The following is a 17,934-nucleotide window of genomic DNA, read 5'->3' as shown; positions in this document are numbered from 1 at the left end:
TCAAGTTTCAATAAATTATACTTCGACAGGCTCAGTATGACATCTATAATTTGTAGCTTTTTAGATAGCCTTCTTCTATTTACTATGTTCTGAATATTTTAATTCTCAGCTTCACTTTTTACAACGAGCCTAAATCCTTCACCGTGAATATTGAGTATCTCCACATCGTCATCCTTTTTAAGGTATTTACGGAGTTTGGCTATATAAACATCCATACTTCGCGAAGTAAAGTAGTTATCATCCCTCCAAATCTTTGTCAGAGCCAATTCGCGGGGCATCAAATCGTTTTCATGAAGCGCGAGTAAGCGTAACAATTCATTTTCCTTTGGTGATAACTTGATAGGTTCTTCTTCTTTATAAGTAAGAAAGCGCAATTTCGAATTCAAATGGAAGTTTCCTATTTCAAATTCAAACTGTTTGCTATCGGCCAAAGATTCTGTTGATTTTCTTTGGATGATCGCTTTGATCTTGAACAACAACACTTCAGAATCAAAAGGTTTGTTCAAATAATCATCTGCTCCTACTTTATATCCTTTTAGCACATCTTCTTTCATTGTTTTGGCGGTAAGAAATATGATCGGGATATTTTCATCCTTTTCCCTTATTTCTTTTGCCAGTGTAAATCCGTCTTTATAAGGCATCATGACATCCAGAATACACAGATCATAATTATCCTTTCTGAATTTCTCATAGCCTTCCATCCCATTTTTAGCTAATGTGACATCAAAATCGTTCATCCCTAAATAGTCCTTGAGAACGGTTCCGAAGTTGGGGTCATCTTCTACTAATAAAATCTTTTTGTTAACTGTTTCCATACTTTTATATTAAAGGTAACTTTACAAAAAAGGTACTTCCTTTATCTTTTTCACTTTCAGCATACACTTCTCCTTGATGGTCTTCTACAATACTTTTCACATAGGCCAACCCTAATCCGTGTCCTTTTATGTTGTGAATGTTCCCTGTAGATTCCCTGTAAAATTTTTCGAATATGCGTTTTAATACCGCTTTGCTCATTCCAGTTCCCTTGTCTTCTATCTTTATAATGATACTGTTTTTCACCACTTCGGTATAAACATCAATCTCGGGCGCTTTGGGCGAATACTTATTCGCATTATCCAAAATATTTACTAAAATGTTGGTAAGGTGGAATTCATTTCCCAGAATTTCACTCCTTGATGCATCAAAATGTGCTTTTATATAGCCTCCTCGATTTTCAACCATAAGATTAACATGTGCTATGGCCTCTTCCAAAAGGTCATGAACATCAACTTTGTCCTTACTTATATCCAACTGATTTTTTTCCAGCTTGGATATCCGTAATACATTTTCAACCTGAGCATGCATCCGTTTGTTTTCATCCCTGATCATCTGTAGATAGCGCTTCACTTTGTCGTTATCTTGAAATGCCTTAGGGTTTCTCATGGCGTCTAAGGCCAAATTGATGGTCGCAATCGGTGTTTTAAACTCATGCGTCATATTGTTTATAAAATCGGTTTTGATTTCCGATATCTGCTTTTGTTTGATCAGCTGATACAAGGCACTTGAATAAGCCACTAGAATAACCAAGGTAAACACTACCGAAAGCAATGCCATCTCAATAATAGACGAGATGAGAAATTTCTTTTTATCCGGAAAACTCACCAATAAGTTATAATTGCTATGTCCTTCGCTATCTGTGAAAATGGGGGTTTTATATTGCGAATCGTATAATTGTCCCATATTCATAGACCGAACTCGGGTTGCCAGGCCTCTACTATAAACACCATATTCAAAATTGAGATCGATTCCTCTGTCTTTCAATCCTTGTTGAACAAGCAATTCTACTTCCTGCGGCGTCACCCTTTTATGAATAGGCACGCGCTTAGCTGATTCCTTGAAAACATCTTCGAACATGGCTTTGTCCATGGCTGAAAAGCCTCCAATCTTTTCAATTCGCTCTACTGGAGAATACACCTTACCGTCAATACCGAATTCTTCCTTAAAAATTTGAGTAGTCCTTCTACTCGTATAATTTTTTATGGTAGACGTATCGGCATTGTTATTATCAAAGAACGTTGAAGATATTCCGTAGTCTTCTTCCAAGATTCCGTGGGAATAAATAAATGTTTCATTGTTATTTCCATCCCGCTCTACAAAGAAGAATTCCCTTAAATTTGATTCCTTCAGTTCACCTATGCTATCGCGTAGTTTAATGAATCTATCAAAATAATCTCTCATTTCACGGCTTTCAATCTTTTCTGAAACCGAATGCAATACCTGAAAGATTGTATTGGAGAATTGCTCCTCTTTATCTTCTACTGCTGTTTTAATCCAGTAACCTTGTACGAATATGATTCCGATAAGGGATAAACTCATCAAGATTACCAAAAAAACAAATAAGCGTCTACTCATTTGGTCAAAATTAAGGCTTTGTAATTAGGTACGTTAAGCATTTAACCTAACGTTAACAAAAATGTTAAATTTTTTGGTTCAAATACTTTTTTTGAGTAATTGTTCGTGAATTTCTGTAGTTGTCAAACGGGTAGTTTCCATGTCAATGTTTTCAATAACAAAATCGGCCCGTTTTATTTTTTCTTCTTCACTCCACTGATTCTCGATACGCTCCATAACCGCTTCCCTTGTGGTTTGGTCTCTCTCCACTACCCTGTGTATTCGCGTTTCCAAAGGAGCTGTAACGATTATTATCACATCACAATCCTTGTCTGCACCACTTTCAAACAGCACCGCTGCTTCTTTGACCACATAGGGGGCTTCTTGTTCCTGGTACCATTTTTTGAAAGAAACCCCTACAGCCGGATGGATAATCGCATTCAGTTGCTCCAGCTTTTTCGGGTCATTAAAAACAAGATCGGCCAGGTATTTTCTGTTCGGATTATCCTCTATATATGCCTCTTTTCCAAAAGCTGAAACAATAGCATTTTTTACTTCGGAACTTTCACGCATCAAGCGCTTTCCTTCTGTATCGGCGATAAACACCGGAATTCCCAATTCAACAAATACGGACGCCACGGTCGATTTTCCGCTTCCGATCCCTCCTGTTAACCCAACTATCATAAACTACTGTTTTTTGATCAGAAATTCCACTTTTCTATCCAAAATATTGATTGACGATACAAACGATGGTCGCTTTTCAACTTTCGGAATTAAAAAGGTGCTGTTTTCCGTGATCTTATCATAATCACAAACTACAACAAAACTGTTGGCTTCAACACGTTTCAGTTCGGATATCGGTGCCTTGCAAAGCAAACGTACTTTTTCAGGATAAAGCTTAATGCTTATGTTTTCCGGTAGGTTTTTCACCATAACGGGTATGGAGACCATTTTTTCTGAATAACGTTCTACAGTGCCGCTAACATTTACATATTTAGTCCCCAGCTCTATCCCCTGTAAAGAATCAGGTATCTCGATCGTCAATTTATCGCTAAAATCTTTCCTGAGATTGTTATAGCTTTTTCTTTCGGTTTTCAAAATAGTAACCTTTGCCACAAGGTCTTCCGGACCTTTCACCATAATACTATCCGGAACCACTCTAATCTCATTTTTCAACTGATGGTCTTCAACGAAAGTAAGTTCGATATCGGATTCTATTTTTACGTATTTATTTTCGTTTATTCCCAATTTTACTATCAGACTGTCAAGGTCAACTCTTTGAACGGGAGTCGATTTATACTGATCCCGAATAGCGGCTTCAACATCGCCCGATAACAAATAATAGGTGTTCTCATTATTTTTGAAATCCGGCAGTTTAAGGTCAACACCTCTGTTGAACAAACGGTAATTGAGTACCTTAAAACCGGAGGCTTCTATATCTGCAGTTAGTTTTTCCACAGGCTTCCCCAATATGAGTTTATCTTCGGGCACCTCGGTATAGTTCACTTTAAAATTCACATGCGCTACGTAGGTGCCGGAAAGTGATATTAAGAACCAAATAAAAAATGAAATCACGAGAAACATCAAAAAAATTGATGCTTTGGGCTTGCTCAACAAGCTCTGGATATATTGAATGAACCTTCTTGCCATTAGCTAAAAAATAGTTTCGGAAAAATTTCTTCCGGTTTTTTCCCTGAAAAGGTAACCAAAAAAGTAGATTTGGCAAAAGCGAAGCCGTAAGCAAAGAACTGAATAAGAACCGCGTAAACAGACATGAAAGCGATTTTAAGGTTTTTGTATTTTAATAAAGCGTCTATCCATATCATCAGGAAATAAAGAAAGTAAAAGTACAGAAACACCGTAATGCCAACAAGTCTTAAAGCAACTGACATCAATAAACCGAATGTAAACAAGCTAGGAAACCAATAGGTTATTTTTTGGGTTTCGGGATGCCATTTGTTGAGTATGGGACGTGTTAACCCGAATTTTGTTACCTGTTGATAGAATTTCTCCCAGGAAATCCTTCGTTTATGATAAACAAAAGCTTTTTCTATAAGCACGGTTTCAAATCCGTTTTTCCACAAACGAATGGTAAGGTCGGGGTCTTCTCCCGGATGTATTTTCCCAAACCCACCGGTGGATTCAAAGGCTTTTCTTGAAAGCCCCATATTAAAACTCCGCGGTTGAAACTTGTTTACAGCCTTCTTCCCGCCTCTTATTCCTCCGGTAGTCAATATGGCTGTCATACTGTAGTTGATGGCTTTCTGTACATCAGAAAATGACTCATGTGCCGCATCTGGGCCACCGTAACAGTCAACGTACTTTTCATTCAGGGCTTTTGAAGCTTCTTCCAGATATTCCGGAGGAAGGATACAATCAGAATCAAGAATGACAAAATAATTCCCTTGAGCTTTTCGCATTCCGTAATTCCTGGAATCACCCGGACCCGAATTTTCCTTGAAATAATAGGAAATATTAAGTTTGTCCTGAAAGGTTTTTACAACTTCTTCCGAAGAAATAGTGGAACCATCTTCTACAATAACCACTTCAAAAGGAATTCTCCCTGAAAGGGACTCCATACTCGAGAGTAGTTCTTTGATCTCTTCCGGTCTATTGTATACCGGGATAATAAAAGAAAAGTTTAATTCCACTTTGTTGGGTATTGGGTGTTAGTTATTAACTGCTGGACATTGATAAAAACACAACACTCTAAAAATCTAACAATCTGTAACTCTCCTTCTACTTAGTCTTCGTCCCCAAATTTTGCTATCACCTCCTCACTTACGCCGGTTTTTGAGAATCCACCATCGTGGAAGAGGTTTTGCATGGTTACTTTTCTTGTCAGGTCAGAGAACAAACTTATTGTATAATCTGCACAATCCTGTGCTGTAGCATTTCCAAGAGGCGACATCTTATCAGCATAAGCGATAAAACCACCAAAACCTTTTACTCCCTTTCCGGCAGTAGTTGGCGTTGGTGATTGTGAAATGGTGTTTACGCGAACGTTTTTCTCTTTTCCGAAGAAATATCCAAAACTTCTCGCTATCGACTCCAAATATGCTTTGTTGTCCGCCATGTCGTTATAATCCGGGAATACGCGTTGAGCCGCCATATAGGTCAAGGCAACGATGCTTCCCCATTCGTTCATCGCATCTTTTTTAAAGAGCGTCTGACAAACTTTGTGGAAAGACAATGCCGATACATCCCATCCTTTTTCGGTAAAATCGTATTTCTCATCAGTATAATGTCTGCCTTTTCTAACGTTTACAGACATCCCGATGGAATGCAAAACAAAATCGATCTTTCCACCCAAAATCTCCATCGATTTTTCTACAAGGTTTTCCAAATCTTCAACATTGGTCGCATCCGCAGGAATAATTTCGGAACCTGTTTGTTCTGCCAATTCTTTGATCTGTCCCATCCGCATTGCTATGGGAGCATTGGTCAATACGAATTGAGCTCCTTCTTCATGGGCTTTTAACGCAGTTTTCCATGCGATTGAATTTTCATCTAATGCTCCGAAGATAATCCCTTTCTTCCCTTTTAATAAATTATATGACATATCTTATGATTAACTTTTTTAAGAACTCATCTAAACTTTCCCCTATTGGCTGCAAAATGATCTTTTTTTCCATGCGCCTCCCGACCCATTCACTAAAACAGTCCACCGGACTGTTTCTTTACGCTCTGTCCTGCCTTTTTATTGCTCCGTAGTTTTCCAACGCAAGCTGGCTCCTTCGCTAAAAAAGTTTGCCAAACCTTTTCTTTTGACAGTTCAAAAATATTCAAATTATTTCATATTTGTAGCTATAATCGACATATTCAACTAAATATTTCATTTGTAATAAGTTAGAACTCCTATAAACGCAACAATTCCTTGGCATGGGCCATGGCTGAAGCGGAAAGATCCTTCCCTCCCAACATTTGGGCAATTTCATCCACCCGTTCGTCCGTCGAAAGTTCTTTCATTTGTGAAGCAGTCACACCGTCTTTATCTTTTTTAAACACCTTGAACTGCATATCACCTTTGGCAGCAATTTGCGGCAAATGCGTAATTGAAAATACTTGCATGGTTTTGCTCATTTGCTGCATGATATCCCCCATTTTGTTTGATATTTCGCCTGAAACCCCTGTGTCGATCTCGTCAAACATAATGGTTGGCAAGTGCATATATTGTGATAAAAGTGATTTTATAGCCAGCATGATCCGCGATAATTCCCCTCCGGAAGCCACTTTTTTAAGTTCGTTGAACGAACTGCCTTTATTGGCGGAGAACAGAAAATGCAATGCGTCTTTTCCGTTGGCAAAATATTTATCGGTTTTATCCAAAACAAATTTAAACTCAGCGTTAGGCATCCCCAATTGTGAAAGCACGGTTTCCAAATGCGACTTTAGCCCCGGAATGGCCTTAGCTCTGTTTTTATGGATTTGACCCGCGATTTTATCCAATTTCTCTTCCTGAGCAAGCACCTCCAACTGTTTTTGTTTGATCTCTTCTTCCAGGTTTTCGGTCTTGGATACTTTTTCTTCCAGTTCTCTTTGCACTTCAAGCAATTCCCCTATTTCGAGAACGTTGTGCTTTTTCTGTAAATTATAGATCAGCTGGAGTTTGTTACTCACCTCTTCCAATTGCTGCGGATTAGCTTCCAGAATCTCTTCAATGCCTTGTATTTCCACATTGACATCGTCCAACTCGATCAAAACGGACTGGATACGTTCCAAAAGTTCTTTATAAACCGTTCCGAATTTCGAGAGCTTATTGAAAATGGATTTCAATTCGTTCAAGCCGGCAATGGTTCCCATTTGCTCCTCCCCTAAAATTTGAAGTGCATGACCTATGTTTTCCCCTATTTCTTCAACATTGTTCAGTTTTTCATAGGAAGCTTCCAGTTCTTCCAACATGCCTTCCTGAAGCTTCGCCGATCGTAATTCTTCTAATAAAAAGGAATTGTAATCATATTCCTTATCCGCTTCCTGTTGAAAATCGATGAGTTTCATCAACTCTTTTTTAGATGAATGATATTCAGAAAGCTTTTCAGCATAATCATCTAAAACAATGTTATTCCCCGCCACGGCATCCACCACCTGAAATTGAAACTCGTTATCGGTGAGTTGTAGGGTTTGGTGTTGTGAATGGATATCGATCAGTCTTTCTCCCAAGGAAGACAAAATATCGAGGGTCACCGGGGTATCGTTTATAAAAGCGCGGGATTTTCCACTCGGGAGAATTTCCCTTCGGATGATGGTTAATTTTTCAAAATCAAGGTCAACTTCTTCAAAAAAGCTTTCCAAATTATAATGTTGAATGGCAAAACACGCTTCGATCACACATTTTTCCTCACTGTTCTTTATACTGCCAAGGTCGGCACGTTTTCCCAAAACCAATGACAAACCACCCAAAAGTATGGACTTCCCCGCACCGGTTTCCCCGGTAATGGTTGTAAACCCTTCTTTAAAAGTAACCTGAAGCTTATCTATTAAAGCGTAATTTTTTATGGTAAGCGATGTTAACAATGCAATCTAATTTTAAGCTCAAAAGTACATATTTTTTTTTCGTTGTAAATCACATAAAAACAATGAAAAAAAATCACGGACTTTCCCGAAGTGAAACTAAAAATTGTACTTTATCTTATTACATATTTTTAGTTTTTCACAGAAGAGGAAAGATAATTTTTATTTTGTTTAAAAAAACTGAAAGTCACCTAATATTATAGGCAACTTCCAATTTATCTTATGTTATTTATAATAATCTATCCAATTATTTCCTTATTGGAAATATATGGCTGATCGTAATGCCGTTGTCCGGTTGCTTTGTACAAAGCATTTGCCAAAGCTCCCATAATAGGCGGGAACGGTGGTTCCCCTAAACCTGTGGGATCGATATCGCTTTTCACAAAATGAACATCGATGGCTTTTGGTGCTTCGCTGTGACGGATCAATCGGTACCTGTCAAAGTTTTTCTGCTCCGGAACACCGTCTTTAAAGGTCAAACCGCTAAACATGGCATGTCCGATACCATCAACAGAGCCTCCTTCTACCAGGTTGGTTGCTGCAATAGGATTAACAACTATACCGCAATCCACAGCGCAATATACTTTTTCCACTACGGGTTTGTCATCTTCCATAACCAGATCCAAAACATTGGCTACGTAAGAATTATGACAGAAATATGCAGAAACCCCTCGATGTACGTTTTCACCGGCCCCATTCTCCCAATTTGACTTTTCCCGTACCAGTTTAAGTACACCGGCATAACGTTTCGCTTCGTAATCATTGTTTTCGCCTACCGGTGCTTTTTGCGCTTTATCCAGTAGATCTAAACGGAACTCAATCGGATCTTTACCGGCTGCTTCAGCAACTTCATCCAAAAAAGATTGCTCAGCCCCCGCAATAAAATTGGAACGCGGCGCCCTGAATGCTCCCACGGTTATATTGGAATCTATCGTCCAACTTTCCGCAAGGTAATTCTCTATCGCTCCCGCAGGAAAACGATTGGCAAACAGCGGACTTTCGGGTATTCCTCCGGCACGCACATGGAAACCGATAAGGTTATTGTCTTCATCCAAAGCCGCTCTGTATAACGCATGGTATGCCGGACGGTAATTTCCATAAGACATATCGTCCTCTCGGGTATACACTAACTTTACAGGTGCTTTCATTTCCTTGGAAATCACAGCAGCCTCTACAACAAAATGTCCGTAGAGTCGACGGCCAAAGCCTCCACCCTGTCTGGTCATTTGTAGATCTATTTTATCCAAAGGCAATCCTAATCTCGCGGCAATGGATTTCTCCATAAACTCCGGCGTTTGAATAGGTCCTACTAATTTTGCTTCCGTATCGGTAACATTGGCAAAAAAGTTCATGGGCTCCATAGTGTTATGCGCCAGAAAAGGAGCTGTATAACTACGCTCTATAACCTTGGCAGCATTTTTAAAAGCCTTTTCCGGGTCACCATCTTTTCGTACTGTTTCAGCGGATTGAACAGCAACCTTTTTCATTTTCTCCACGTGAGCAGGAGAATTTTCTTTTCCTGCCGGGACCGCTTTTTCAAAGGTATTGTCCCCTGACCAGCCCATAAATGTATTGGAATGGCTTTCAAAAGGTTCCCATTCAGCTTTTACCTTCTTTCTTGCATTCATAACCTGCCAAACAGATTCACCAACAACAGCAATCATTTCCGGGAAGGCAGTTTCATCAAACATTCCGTAGGTGTGACCGTCTTCAAAGGTTTTGAATTTAAAAACGTCTTTAATTCCGGACATTCCTTTGGCTTCAGAAGCGTCAAGGGATTTCAGTTTCATACCAAATGCAGGCGGATGGATGATCATCGCAGTCAACATTCCTTCTTCCCTGTAATCCAACCCGAACAAAGGTTTTCCCGTTACAATTTTTTTACCATCGACATTCTTTCTCGAGGTTCCGATAATGGAAAAATTACTTTTATCTTTTAATTCTACTTCCTCCGGCACCGCAATATTGGCTGCTTTGGAAGCCATCTCTCCATACTCGGCAGATTTTCCTGAACCTTCGTGATATATCATGCTCTCTTTGGTCGTGATCTCACTTACGGGAACCTCCCATTCTTTGGCGGCGGCTTCTTTCAGCATTTGTTTTGCCGATGCCCCTGCCATGCGAAGTCCGTCCCATCCTTGCCTGATGGACTGGCTACCTCCCGCTATCTGACGGGTAAAAATATCGGTGTTTAAAGGTGCTTGTTCAACAATTACTTTCTTCCAGTCTACGTCGAGCTCTTCAGCAACCAACATAGGCATGGAAGTTTTTACATTTTGTCCTATTTCCGGATTTGGAGACATAATAGTCACCAAACCATTATCCCCTATTTTTAAATATCCGTTGATCTCAAACCATTCTTTAGGCATATCGAGAACTTGCTCCGGTGACGGTTTACACGATGCTAACCAACTAAACCCAAGCATAAGCCCTCCCCCGGCCATTGCAGTGCTTTTCAAAAAAGATCTTCTTCCGTAGGATGTTTTTACTAATGACATAATTTCTTGTTTTTATTGGTTAGACAGTTTTAGCAGCAGTTTTGATCGCTGCTTTTATACGTGTATATGTTCCGCAGCGGCAAATATTTCCGTTCATTGCCTGATCGATATCTGTATCACTTGGATTCGGATTGTTCTTTAAAAGTGCCGTAGCGGACATGATTTGTCCGGCTTGACAATAACCACATTGCGGCACATCGTGCTCCAACCAGGCTTGCTGTACCGGATGATCTCCTTCTTCTGAAAGTCCTTCAATGGTAGTAATTTCTTGATCTCCAACTGCTGAAACGGGTAATTGACAGGAACGCACCGCTACATCATCTATATGAATGGTACATGCGCCGCATTGCGCAATCCCGCAACCAAATTTAGTTCCCACCATTTGTAAATGGTCGCGTAAAACCCACAACATAGGCGTTGAGGGGTCTACATCTACTTGCTTATCTTTTCCGTTGATGTTTATTGTGTAGTTTGACATGGTTGATTTTTTTTATTAAAGTAATAAATATCCTAAATAATTCACAGTGGTTCACTGTAATTAACAAATTCTTAAATATTTGAAGCCAGCATTTGTGAAGTGGAGTGTTTTGATTGCTGCCAAATTATCAGGACGACTTTGTACAATGATTATAACTTTTATATTTTAGTTGAATGTATCTCGTCACCGTCAGTTCAGTGATTTTTTCGTAGCCCTGCGAAGAAAAAATTGTATCGAGAACAAAGCATATCGAGAAGCATCTCAGTAAAGGGTCTCGATACAATTTTGCTATCGCAAAACCACTCGACCTGACGCTACATTTAAGCTTAGTTAATACTTTATCCGTGCCCAGGTTTTGGAGTACAGGGGAGCGATTTCATTCAGGGTTTCCGTTAGATCAACGATATTTACTTTGGGACCGTCGGAAAAAACATTGGCTATTTCTTCAGATTTGGCGTCAAAAAAGGTCTGAAGGACAAAAGAATTAGGCCTTACATTGTTCAACTGATCAAAAAGTTTCATCGAACCGGCAACGGATTGCTTTGCCAAAATTGGATTCTCCACCAGATTGTCCAATCCCAGCCTGTGGTAGTTGTACAAGGCCAATCGGTAATTTTCAAAGGTGTTGGAAAGCAGATTATCTACCAATTCCCAACGGGTTCTGTTACCATCGGTTTGCTGCCAACCGTTGTAGCCGCTTGACTGTGCCAGATTGACAATGTTCTGGGCCTGTTCAAAATAAGGTGTTCCGCCTTCACGGGTAAAAGTATCGGCATCAATCCCTAGAATAATGTATACATAATAGGTGATCACAGCCGTGAGGTTGGATTCAAACACATTCGGATTGAAATACAAAGGGGAAAACTCTACATAATTAAACGTAAAGCGCTTGTCCTGATAGTTAAACACCGGTGATTGGTAGGTAGAATTATACACCGGTCTGTTGGATTGTATCTGAATGGTACCGCTAAACGCACTATTCTCATAGTTATTCACCGTGATCATCATGCTGCACTCAATACGCTCGGCAGGTGCAAAATTGCGATTGGTCCATTTTGTTTTGTTCACATAATCGTTTAAAGCCCTTTCGAGGGTTTTAAAAACCTGTTTGTTAGTTTGGTTGATCTGATCGGCATTAACAATCACCATACAGTTCAACTCTTGTGCTGCAACAAGGTTGAAGGTGCATAAAAGGATGAGAAAAGTAAGTATCTTATTCATTCAGGCAGTTCAGTATTTCGTTAAAGATATCGGTGGCTACTTCCGTTTTTGGTTTCAATTCAAACGGAGTTACATTCAATTTCTTGTCTATAAATGTAACTTTATTTGTTGTTTTTCCAAAACCGGCGCCTTTATCATTTAACGAATTTAGAACAATCGCGTCTAAATTTTTGGCTTCCAGCTTCTTTTTAGCGTTTTCCAGTTCGTCGTTGGTCTCTAAAGCAAATCCGACTAAAAACTGTTTTTCTTTGATTTCCCCTAAAGAAGCCAGGATGTCTTGTGTAGGAATGAGATCGATATGAAGTTTGTCTGTTTTCTTTTTTATTTTCTGATCGGCCACCGTTTCGGGTCTATAATCGGATACGGCTGCAGATAGGATCGCCACATCCACCTGATTGAACACCTGATGGGTAGCGTTATACATCTCTTCTGCTGAAGTAACGCGAAACAGTTTTATATGTGAATGTTCGTCAATGGTTAAATGCGTCGGACCGGAGATCAGGAAGACTTCAGCACCCAAATTGGCTGCTTCTGTCGCCAGGGCATACCCCATTCTTCCGCTGGAGTGATTTCCGATAAAGCGCACCGGATCGATAGTCTCATAAGTAGGGCCTGCGGTGATCAGTACCCGTTTTCCTTTTAAGGGTAGTTGTGAAAGTATATCCTTTTCAACAAAGGAAACGATATCTTCCGGTTCTGCCATTCTCCCCTCTCCTATCAGGCCACTTGCTAGCTCGCCATGACCGGCGGGAATCATTTTATTTCCGAAGGAGATTAACTTATCAAAAGTTTGTTTTGTACTCGGGTGACGGTACATATCCAAGTCCATCGCAGGAGCAAAATAGATCGGACATTTCGCAGAAAGATAGGTCGCCAATAAAATATTATCTGCCGTTCCCGATGCCATTTTAGAAAGTGTATTGGCCGTTGCCGGGGCTATGATCATCAGATCTGCCCACAGGCCAAGTTCCACGTGGTTGTTCCATACCGCATTTTCTTCCTCTTCATCTGTAAAAGAAGAATAGACTTCGTTTTTGGACAAAGTAGAAAGCGTTAAAGGGGTAACGAAATCTTTTGCATTTTCCGTCATTACCACTTTAACGCTTGCTCCGGCTTTAATAAAATGTCGTACCAAAAAAGCCGATTTGTAAGCAGCAATGCCTCCGGTTATCCCTAGTAAAACTTTTTTGCCGCTAAGTATGGACATGCCCTACTGCTCTTTTTCGGTATTTCTGTAATATATCTTATCCTTCAACCACTCTTCTACTGCAATAGCATGTGGTTTTGGTAATTTTTCATAGAATTTTGAAACTTCGATCTGCTCTTTGTTCTCAAAAATTTCTTCAAGACTATCAGTATAGGTCGCAAACTCTTCGAGCTTTTCTATCAACTCCTTTTTGATGTCTGCATTGATCTGGTTGGCACGCTTTGCAATCACAGAGATCGCCTCATAAATGTTTTGTATAGGCGCATCAATTTCGTTTCTATCATAGGTGATCGTAGAAACGGCCGCTTCAGAATTTCTTAATTCGCTCATAACTCTTTTTTATTTACTTATGTTGTACTCTTCCATTAATTGTTTTAGCTCTACTAAAGCTTTATCCAAGTCTTCTGCCATTTTATCGGCTTCTTTCTTGTATTCAGTTTCCGCATAATCCTTTAAAAATAAGTCGTAAGCCGCTTTCGCATTGCTGATACGATCTTCTTTCTTCGCATAGATACTGTTTATCGCCAAATTGTATTTTGCCAAATAATCATAGAACATGGCATCTTCTTTGTAAACAGAACCCGGAAATTCCTTAAAGAACAACTCAAAAGCCTTGATCGAGGCATTGTAATCGGATATGCGGTTGTATTGTTTAGCAATTTCAAAGGCTTTCTTTTCCAGTTTGGCCCTTAGGATGCTCACCATTTCGTTGGCCTCGTCCATATACTGAGACTCCGGATGGGTATTGATAAACACCTGGAGTTTTCCGATAGCATCATGGGTGTCGGTTTGATCTAAGCTAAAGCGCGGTGAGGTATGGAACTTACTTTTCGCACCCAAAAAAGCGGCTTCTTCGGCCTTTTCGCTTCGCGGATAGGATTTGCTGAACCTTTCAAACTGATAGGCTGACAAATAATAATCCTCAGATTGATAATAGGAATCGGCAAAGAAGTAAAGAATACGTTCCCCTTGTGGTTTCCCTACATACTCAGGGGCGATCTGTTCAAAAAGCCTGATGGCTTTTTTGTAGTCACCATCGTTATACAGCTTTTCGGCCATATCATATTTATTCTTTATATCGCTGTTTTTCAATACTTTTTGGTATTCACTACATCCCGTGAACAACAAAACACTAAGCGCTATTAAATATGTGTACTTCATATTTTTAATCATCCGGCAAAATTAGGTAATTATCTGTAATTTAAAAAACTATTTATGCAGTGAAAATAATACTATCTATAACGACTACACAACGACCTTCTTAGTTTTATTAAAAATTTAACGGATAGCAATAGGTAATTGTCCCTTTGAGGGGACTTTAGGGGTGTCGTACTTCATTTCTAAATTACTATGAAACTTTCCTTAAATACTTCTTCACAATTTCCATTAAAATATAAATTGTAGGTGTTGTATATGTTGGGTCTAAATTTTTTCTCCATCATTTAATCAGTTTTTAAATCCCTATGATAGCTTTTTAAGCGAAATAAATAGTGTTAATCCATATTGTTATACTCAATCTTACCGTCTTTCATCACCAATTTAACTTTAAAAAGAACTTCTTTAAAATTAGCTTCAAGATCCCCATCAAAAACTGCGATGTCTGCTAAAGCATTTTCTTTGATGACTCCTAACTGGTCTTTTCGATTCAATGCAATGGAGGCATTATATGTAGCAGTTTTTAAAACATCGTTTACTTTTAAACCAGCTTCATAGTAACCAACTAATGTAAATTTAGCAGCATCTCCCCGGGGTATTCCAAGATCAAAATATGCATCAGATCCCGCTACTATCATTACCCCTAGTTCATGCGCACTAATTAATACTTTTTGATTTGGCTGAAAATTCTTTTTTAACTCTTCAAGATCATAGGGTTGATTCATCATTTTATAATAATGGACAGCAATATCTACGGAATTAAAGGTAGGTACAAGATAAATGCCTTTATCTGCCATTTTCTTAAGTGTGGCATCTTTGAACCCATATCCATGTTCTATTCCATCAACTCCTGCTTCGATGGCATTGTGAACTACCCAATCCCTGTCGGCATGAGCAGTAACTTGAAGCCTATTCGAATGGACCGTTTCCACAATTGCTTTCATTTCTTCCAAACTCAGAGGTAATCTATTTCCAAATGCGAGAATCTTAATGACATCCACTGATTGGACGATGTGCTCATTAACTGCTAACCGAGCATCATCCACACCATTGACAGTTGTGTATTCCTGTTCGGTAATGCGCTTAAAATCTTTCGGAGGCAATCCACCGAATTGACCATCTACTGAGCCAATAATAGGACCGGAGACAAACATTCTCGGTCCATCCACATATCCCTTTCTTATAGCATCTCTCAATTCCACATCGAGGTAGTATCCTGAATTGCCCACATCGCGTATGGATGTAAAGCCGGCCTGAAGATAAGTTTTGGCAAAGTGAGCTCCCCGTAATACTCTCGTTTCATCCGAAAACATGATTGCATCCAACGCCAGATAAGACCAGTCGTTGTCGCGAGTCAATTTTTCCTCTGACAAAATATGCGTATGGGCGTCGATGAGTCCCGGGGTTACCGTAGAATTACTTGCGTCAATAATTACTGTATTTTCCGGAACTTCGAGATTTTGTCCTATCTTTTTAATCTTATCTCCCTGGACGTAAATTTCTTGATTCGTTGTAAAAACATTCTTTTCAGCATCGTACAGTTTTCCAGCTTTGATTAAGTAAGAACTTTGAACACTTTGTGCTATTGAGAGACTGGTCAAACAAAAAATATTGATGATTAGTAGTGTGAATCGTATCATGGTTTAGTGTTTAGATTATAATAGTTTCCTTGAATTGCAGGTAACGGTTCGCGTATATAGCGTATTTTTTATTCCTTTTGACATGAAGATTTAATATCTTCTACAGCCTTTATTAGTTTATCAATATTCATATCATGCTCATCTAAAAACCTAAAAACAATTGCTTTACTCGGCAGAAATACTACATAGTTTTCTCCAAAACCCAACATATAAGTTGCTTTTATTTTACAATTCCTTGTCTTTATTTCTTTTGACCAAAATGCGTGTTGATAGTTCGACCCTCGAAAATCATTATTGGTGCTGTATCCATTCCAATCCGTTTTTCCAAAAACTTCCTTTACCCTTTTTTTATTTAAGATTTGCCTTCCTTCAAAGCTTCCTTCATTGGCAAACAACAAAGCTATTTTTGCTGCTTCATCAATGGTTGGTAATGCACCATAGGCTAAGATAGGAATGGCTTCATTTTCATCTTCTTCGAGGGTATGCAGCACCGTAAAATACTCTGCGTTAATTGGTACAAGTACATTTTCGTGCACCAAATCCCAATAATTGACTTTATCGCCTTCTTTTTCTTCTACATATTTTTGCAATGCACAAGATAACACAAATAAATTGGTAGAAGCATAATTGAATTTTTGACCCGGCAATTCTGGATAATTACCAAGTTTTGCAATATTATTAATAGCTTCTTCTGCCGTTGCAGCAAGAATTAATGTATTTAATAGATGCTCTGGACTTTCACTTCCTTCAGTTCCCGTAACCATATTGAGTGCTTGTGAGAAGGTTACCCCTTTCCATCCTTCGTGGTCTGCTAATGCTGGTACATAATCTGAAATGAGTTTATTGAATACATCCTCTTCGTATCGTTCCTCAAAATATATTAGTGCCAAAGCACCAGCCATACTTTTGGTAACAGAATATAAACCATGGCGCATATCATTAGGATAGGGATACAAACCATGACGGGTTTTGGGTGGATGCAGGTAAAGTTTATTGTCCATTAAAACAGCACCCAAACTTGTTGGTGCATTGGTAACTATCATTTTCTCAAAGAAATCAGCAACTTCATTATTTAAATCAATCTCACTTAGAGGACGAATTGGAAGTCTTTTTGACTCAAATAGTTTATGTTGTTCAATTATTTGAATTGAATCTGCAAATTGTTTTGCTTGATAATTCGCTGGTATTATGCCTTTGATGTTTCCAAGCCCTTTATCATCAATATCTGCGGTTTCTTGGCTGCACTGCAAACAAACATTGCTTATTGAATCCGGCTTATAAGCAAATGTTGCCACGCAATTTCTGGCTGTCCCTATCCACCTGTCTGTTAGGGTGAAGGGGAACGAAGCACGACTCCATTCACCATCATTTTCTTCATGCCATGTTTTCCCAGTTCCAACAAATACATCCCAGAAGTAATTTTTCTGATACCTTGTACTGATTTGTTCTTTTTGTAGAGGGATTAGTTCTCCATTATCTGAAATAAAATCTAACTGCAGTTTCGGAAAAAAACTTTCTCTGGGATAATGTTCTTTTTCCTTGGGATAATTCAATGGTGTACCTTGAAGAGTTATAGTGCCTGATAATGAATGTTTTGCATTAGTTCCCCATTTGGGTTTTGAAAAATAACTCATATCAATGAGAGGTTGTGTTTTACCCTCCAACAATTCTTCAACTGTCAAGCAATCCCGGGGTTGTGTCAAGACAGAACCGTTCCACGGTGATGGTCTGTGACAAGAAAAAGCTAGTAATATTAGAAAAATAAATTTTGGAACTTCTTTCACAGTTGATTTCAGATTTTATTTATTCTGTACAGGCCGCGGCTATGCACTGTGGCGTGGTTTTGCAACGAAT

Annotated in this window: 15 protein-coding genes; all 15 read right to left on the bottom strand. The window is 39.1% G+C overall.

Annotation, left to right across the window (positions count from 1 at the left end):
* Positions 1 to 98 precede the first annotated feature (98 nt).
* The 15 genes from OOZ15_RS17195 to OOZ15_RS17125 all read right to left on the bottom strand — a co-directional run bounded on the left by OOZ15_RS17195 (position 99) and on the right by OOZ15_RS17125 (position 17,864).
* Positions 99 to 815, bottom strand: a complete 717-nt coding sequence (locus OOZ15_RS17195) for a response regulator transcription factor (RefSeq protein ID WP_265957679.1) — start codon at positions 813 to 815, stop codon at positions 99 to 101.
* A 4-nt stretch (positions 816 to 819) separates the two neighbouring features.
* Complete coding sequence (locus OOZ15_RS17190) at positions 820 to 2,391, bottom strand: sensor histidine kinase (protein ID WP_265957678.1); 1,572 nt, start codon at positions 2,389 to 2,391, stop codon at positions 820 to 822.
* 78 nt (positions 2,392 to 2,469) lie between these two features.
* Positions 2,470 to 3,054 (bottom strand): dephospho-CoA kinase, encoded by a 585-nt coding sequence (gene coaE, locus OOZ15_RS17185; protein WP_265957677.1) that lies wholly within the window; start codon positions 3,052 to 3,054, stop codon positions 2,470 to 2,472.
* Between the two features lie 3 nt (positions 3,055 to 3,057).
* Entirely contained in the window at positions 3,058 to 4,020 is a 963-nt protein-coding gene (locus OOZ15_RS17180; RefSeq protein WP_265957676.1) for a YbbR-like domain-containing protein, read from the bottom strand.
* The gene (locus OOZ15_RS17175) at positions 4,020 to 5,021 is read right to left on the bottom strand and encodes a glycosyltransferase family 2 protein (RefSeq protein WP_265957675.1); all 1,002 of its coding nucleotides are present in this window, start codon (positions 5,019 to 5,021) and stop codon (positions 4,020 to 4,022) included. Before OOZ15_RS17175 ends, OOZ15_RS17180 begins: the two co-directional genes overlap by 1 nt.
* A 92-nt stretch (positions 5,022 to 5,113) precedes the next feature.
* Positions 5,114 to 5,932: an enoyl-ACP reductase FabI gene (locus tag OOZ15_RS17170; RefSeq protein ID WP_265957674.1), complete on the bottom strand. Its 819-nt coding sequence runs from the start codon at positions 5,930 to 5,932 to the stop codon at positions 5,114 to 5,116.
* 296 nt (positions 5,933 to 6,228) lie between these two features.
* Positions 6,229 to 7,884, bottom strand: coding sequence for a DNA repair protein RecN (gene recN / locus OOZ15_RS17165; RefSeq protein ID WP_265957673.1), 1,656 nt, complete (start codon positions 7,882 to 7,884; stop codon positions 6,229 to 6,231).
* Positions 7,885 to 8,120: 236 nt separating this feature from the next.
* Positions 8,121 to 10,379 carry a xanthine dehydrogenase family protein molybdopterin-binding subunit gene (locus OOZ15_RS17160; protein WP_265957672.1) on the bottom strand — a complete coding sequence of 753 codons (2,259 nt, stop codon included), beginning with the start codon at positions 10,377 to 10,379 and terminating at the stop codon, positions 8,121 to 8,123.
* Between the two features lie 19 nt (positions 10,380 to 10,398).
* Positions 10,399 to 10,857, bottom strand: a complete 459-nt coding sequence (locus tag OOZ15_RS17155) for a (2Fe-2S)-binding protein (RefSeq protein ID WP_265957671.1) — start codon at positions 10,855 to 10,857, stop codon at positions 10,399 to 10,401.
* Positions 10,858 to 11,187: 330 nt separating this feature from the next.
* Entirely contained in the window at positions 11,188 to 12,078 is an 891-nt protein-coding gene (gene porD / locus OOZ15_RS17150; RefSeq protein WP_265957670.1) for a type IX secretion system protein PorD, read from the bottom strand.
* Positions 12,071 to 13,285, bottom strand: coding sequence for a bifunctional phosphopantothenoylcysteine decarboxylase/phosphopantothenate--cysteine ligase CoaBC (coaBC, locus tag OOZ15_RS17145; RefSeq protein WP_265957669.1), 1,215 nt, complete (start codon positions 13,283 to 13,285; stop codon positions 12,071 to 12,073). Before coaBC ends, porD begins: the two co-directional genes overlap by 8 nt.
* Positions 13,286 to 13,288: 3 nt before the next feature.
* Positions 13,289 to 13,615, bottom strand: a complete 327-nt coding sequence (locus OOZ15_RS17140) for a DNA-directed RNA polymerase subunit omega (protein ID WP_265957668.1) — start codon at positions 13,613 to 13,615, stop codon at positions 13,289 to 13,291.
* A 9-nt stretch (positions 13,616 to 13,624) separates the two neighbouring features.
* Complete coding sequence (locus OOZ15_RS17135) at positions 13,625 to 14,446, bottom strand: outer membrane protein assembly factor BamD (RefSeq protein WP_265957667.1); 822 nt, start codon at positions 14,444 to 14,446, stop codon at positions 13,625 to 13,627.
* Between the two features lie 332 nt (positions 14,447 to 14,778).
* The gene (locus tag OOZ15_RS17130) at positions 14,779 to 16,080 is read right to left on the bottom strand and encodes an amidohydrolase family protein (RefSeq protein ID WP_265957666.1); all 1,302 of its coding nucleotides are present in this window, start codon (positions 16,078 to 16,080) and stop codon (positions 14,779 to 14,781) included.
* Positions 16,081 to 16,148: 68 nt separating this feature from the next.
* Positions 16,149 to 17,864 carry a serine hydrolase gene (locus OOZ15_RS17125; RefSeq protein ID WP_265957665.1) on the bottom strand — a complete coding sequence of 572 codons (1,716 nt, stop codon included), beginning with the start codon at positions 17,862 to 17,864 and terminating at the stop codon, positions 16,149 to 16,151.
* Positions 17,865 to 17,934: the final 70 nt, after the last annotated feature.

This window comes from Galbibacter kalidii (genome assembly GCF_026241135.1).
Classification (GTDB): domain Bacteria; phylum Bacteroidota; class Bacteroidia; order Flavobacteriales; family Flavobacteriaceae; genus Galbibacter.
Note: the sequence above shows the minus strand (reverse complement) of the source record. Positions and strands in the feature narration are given on the sequence as shown.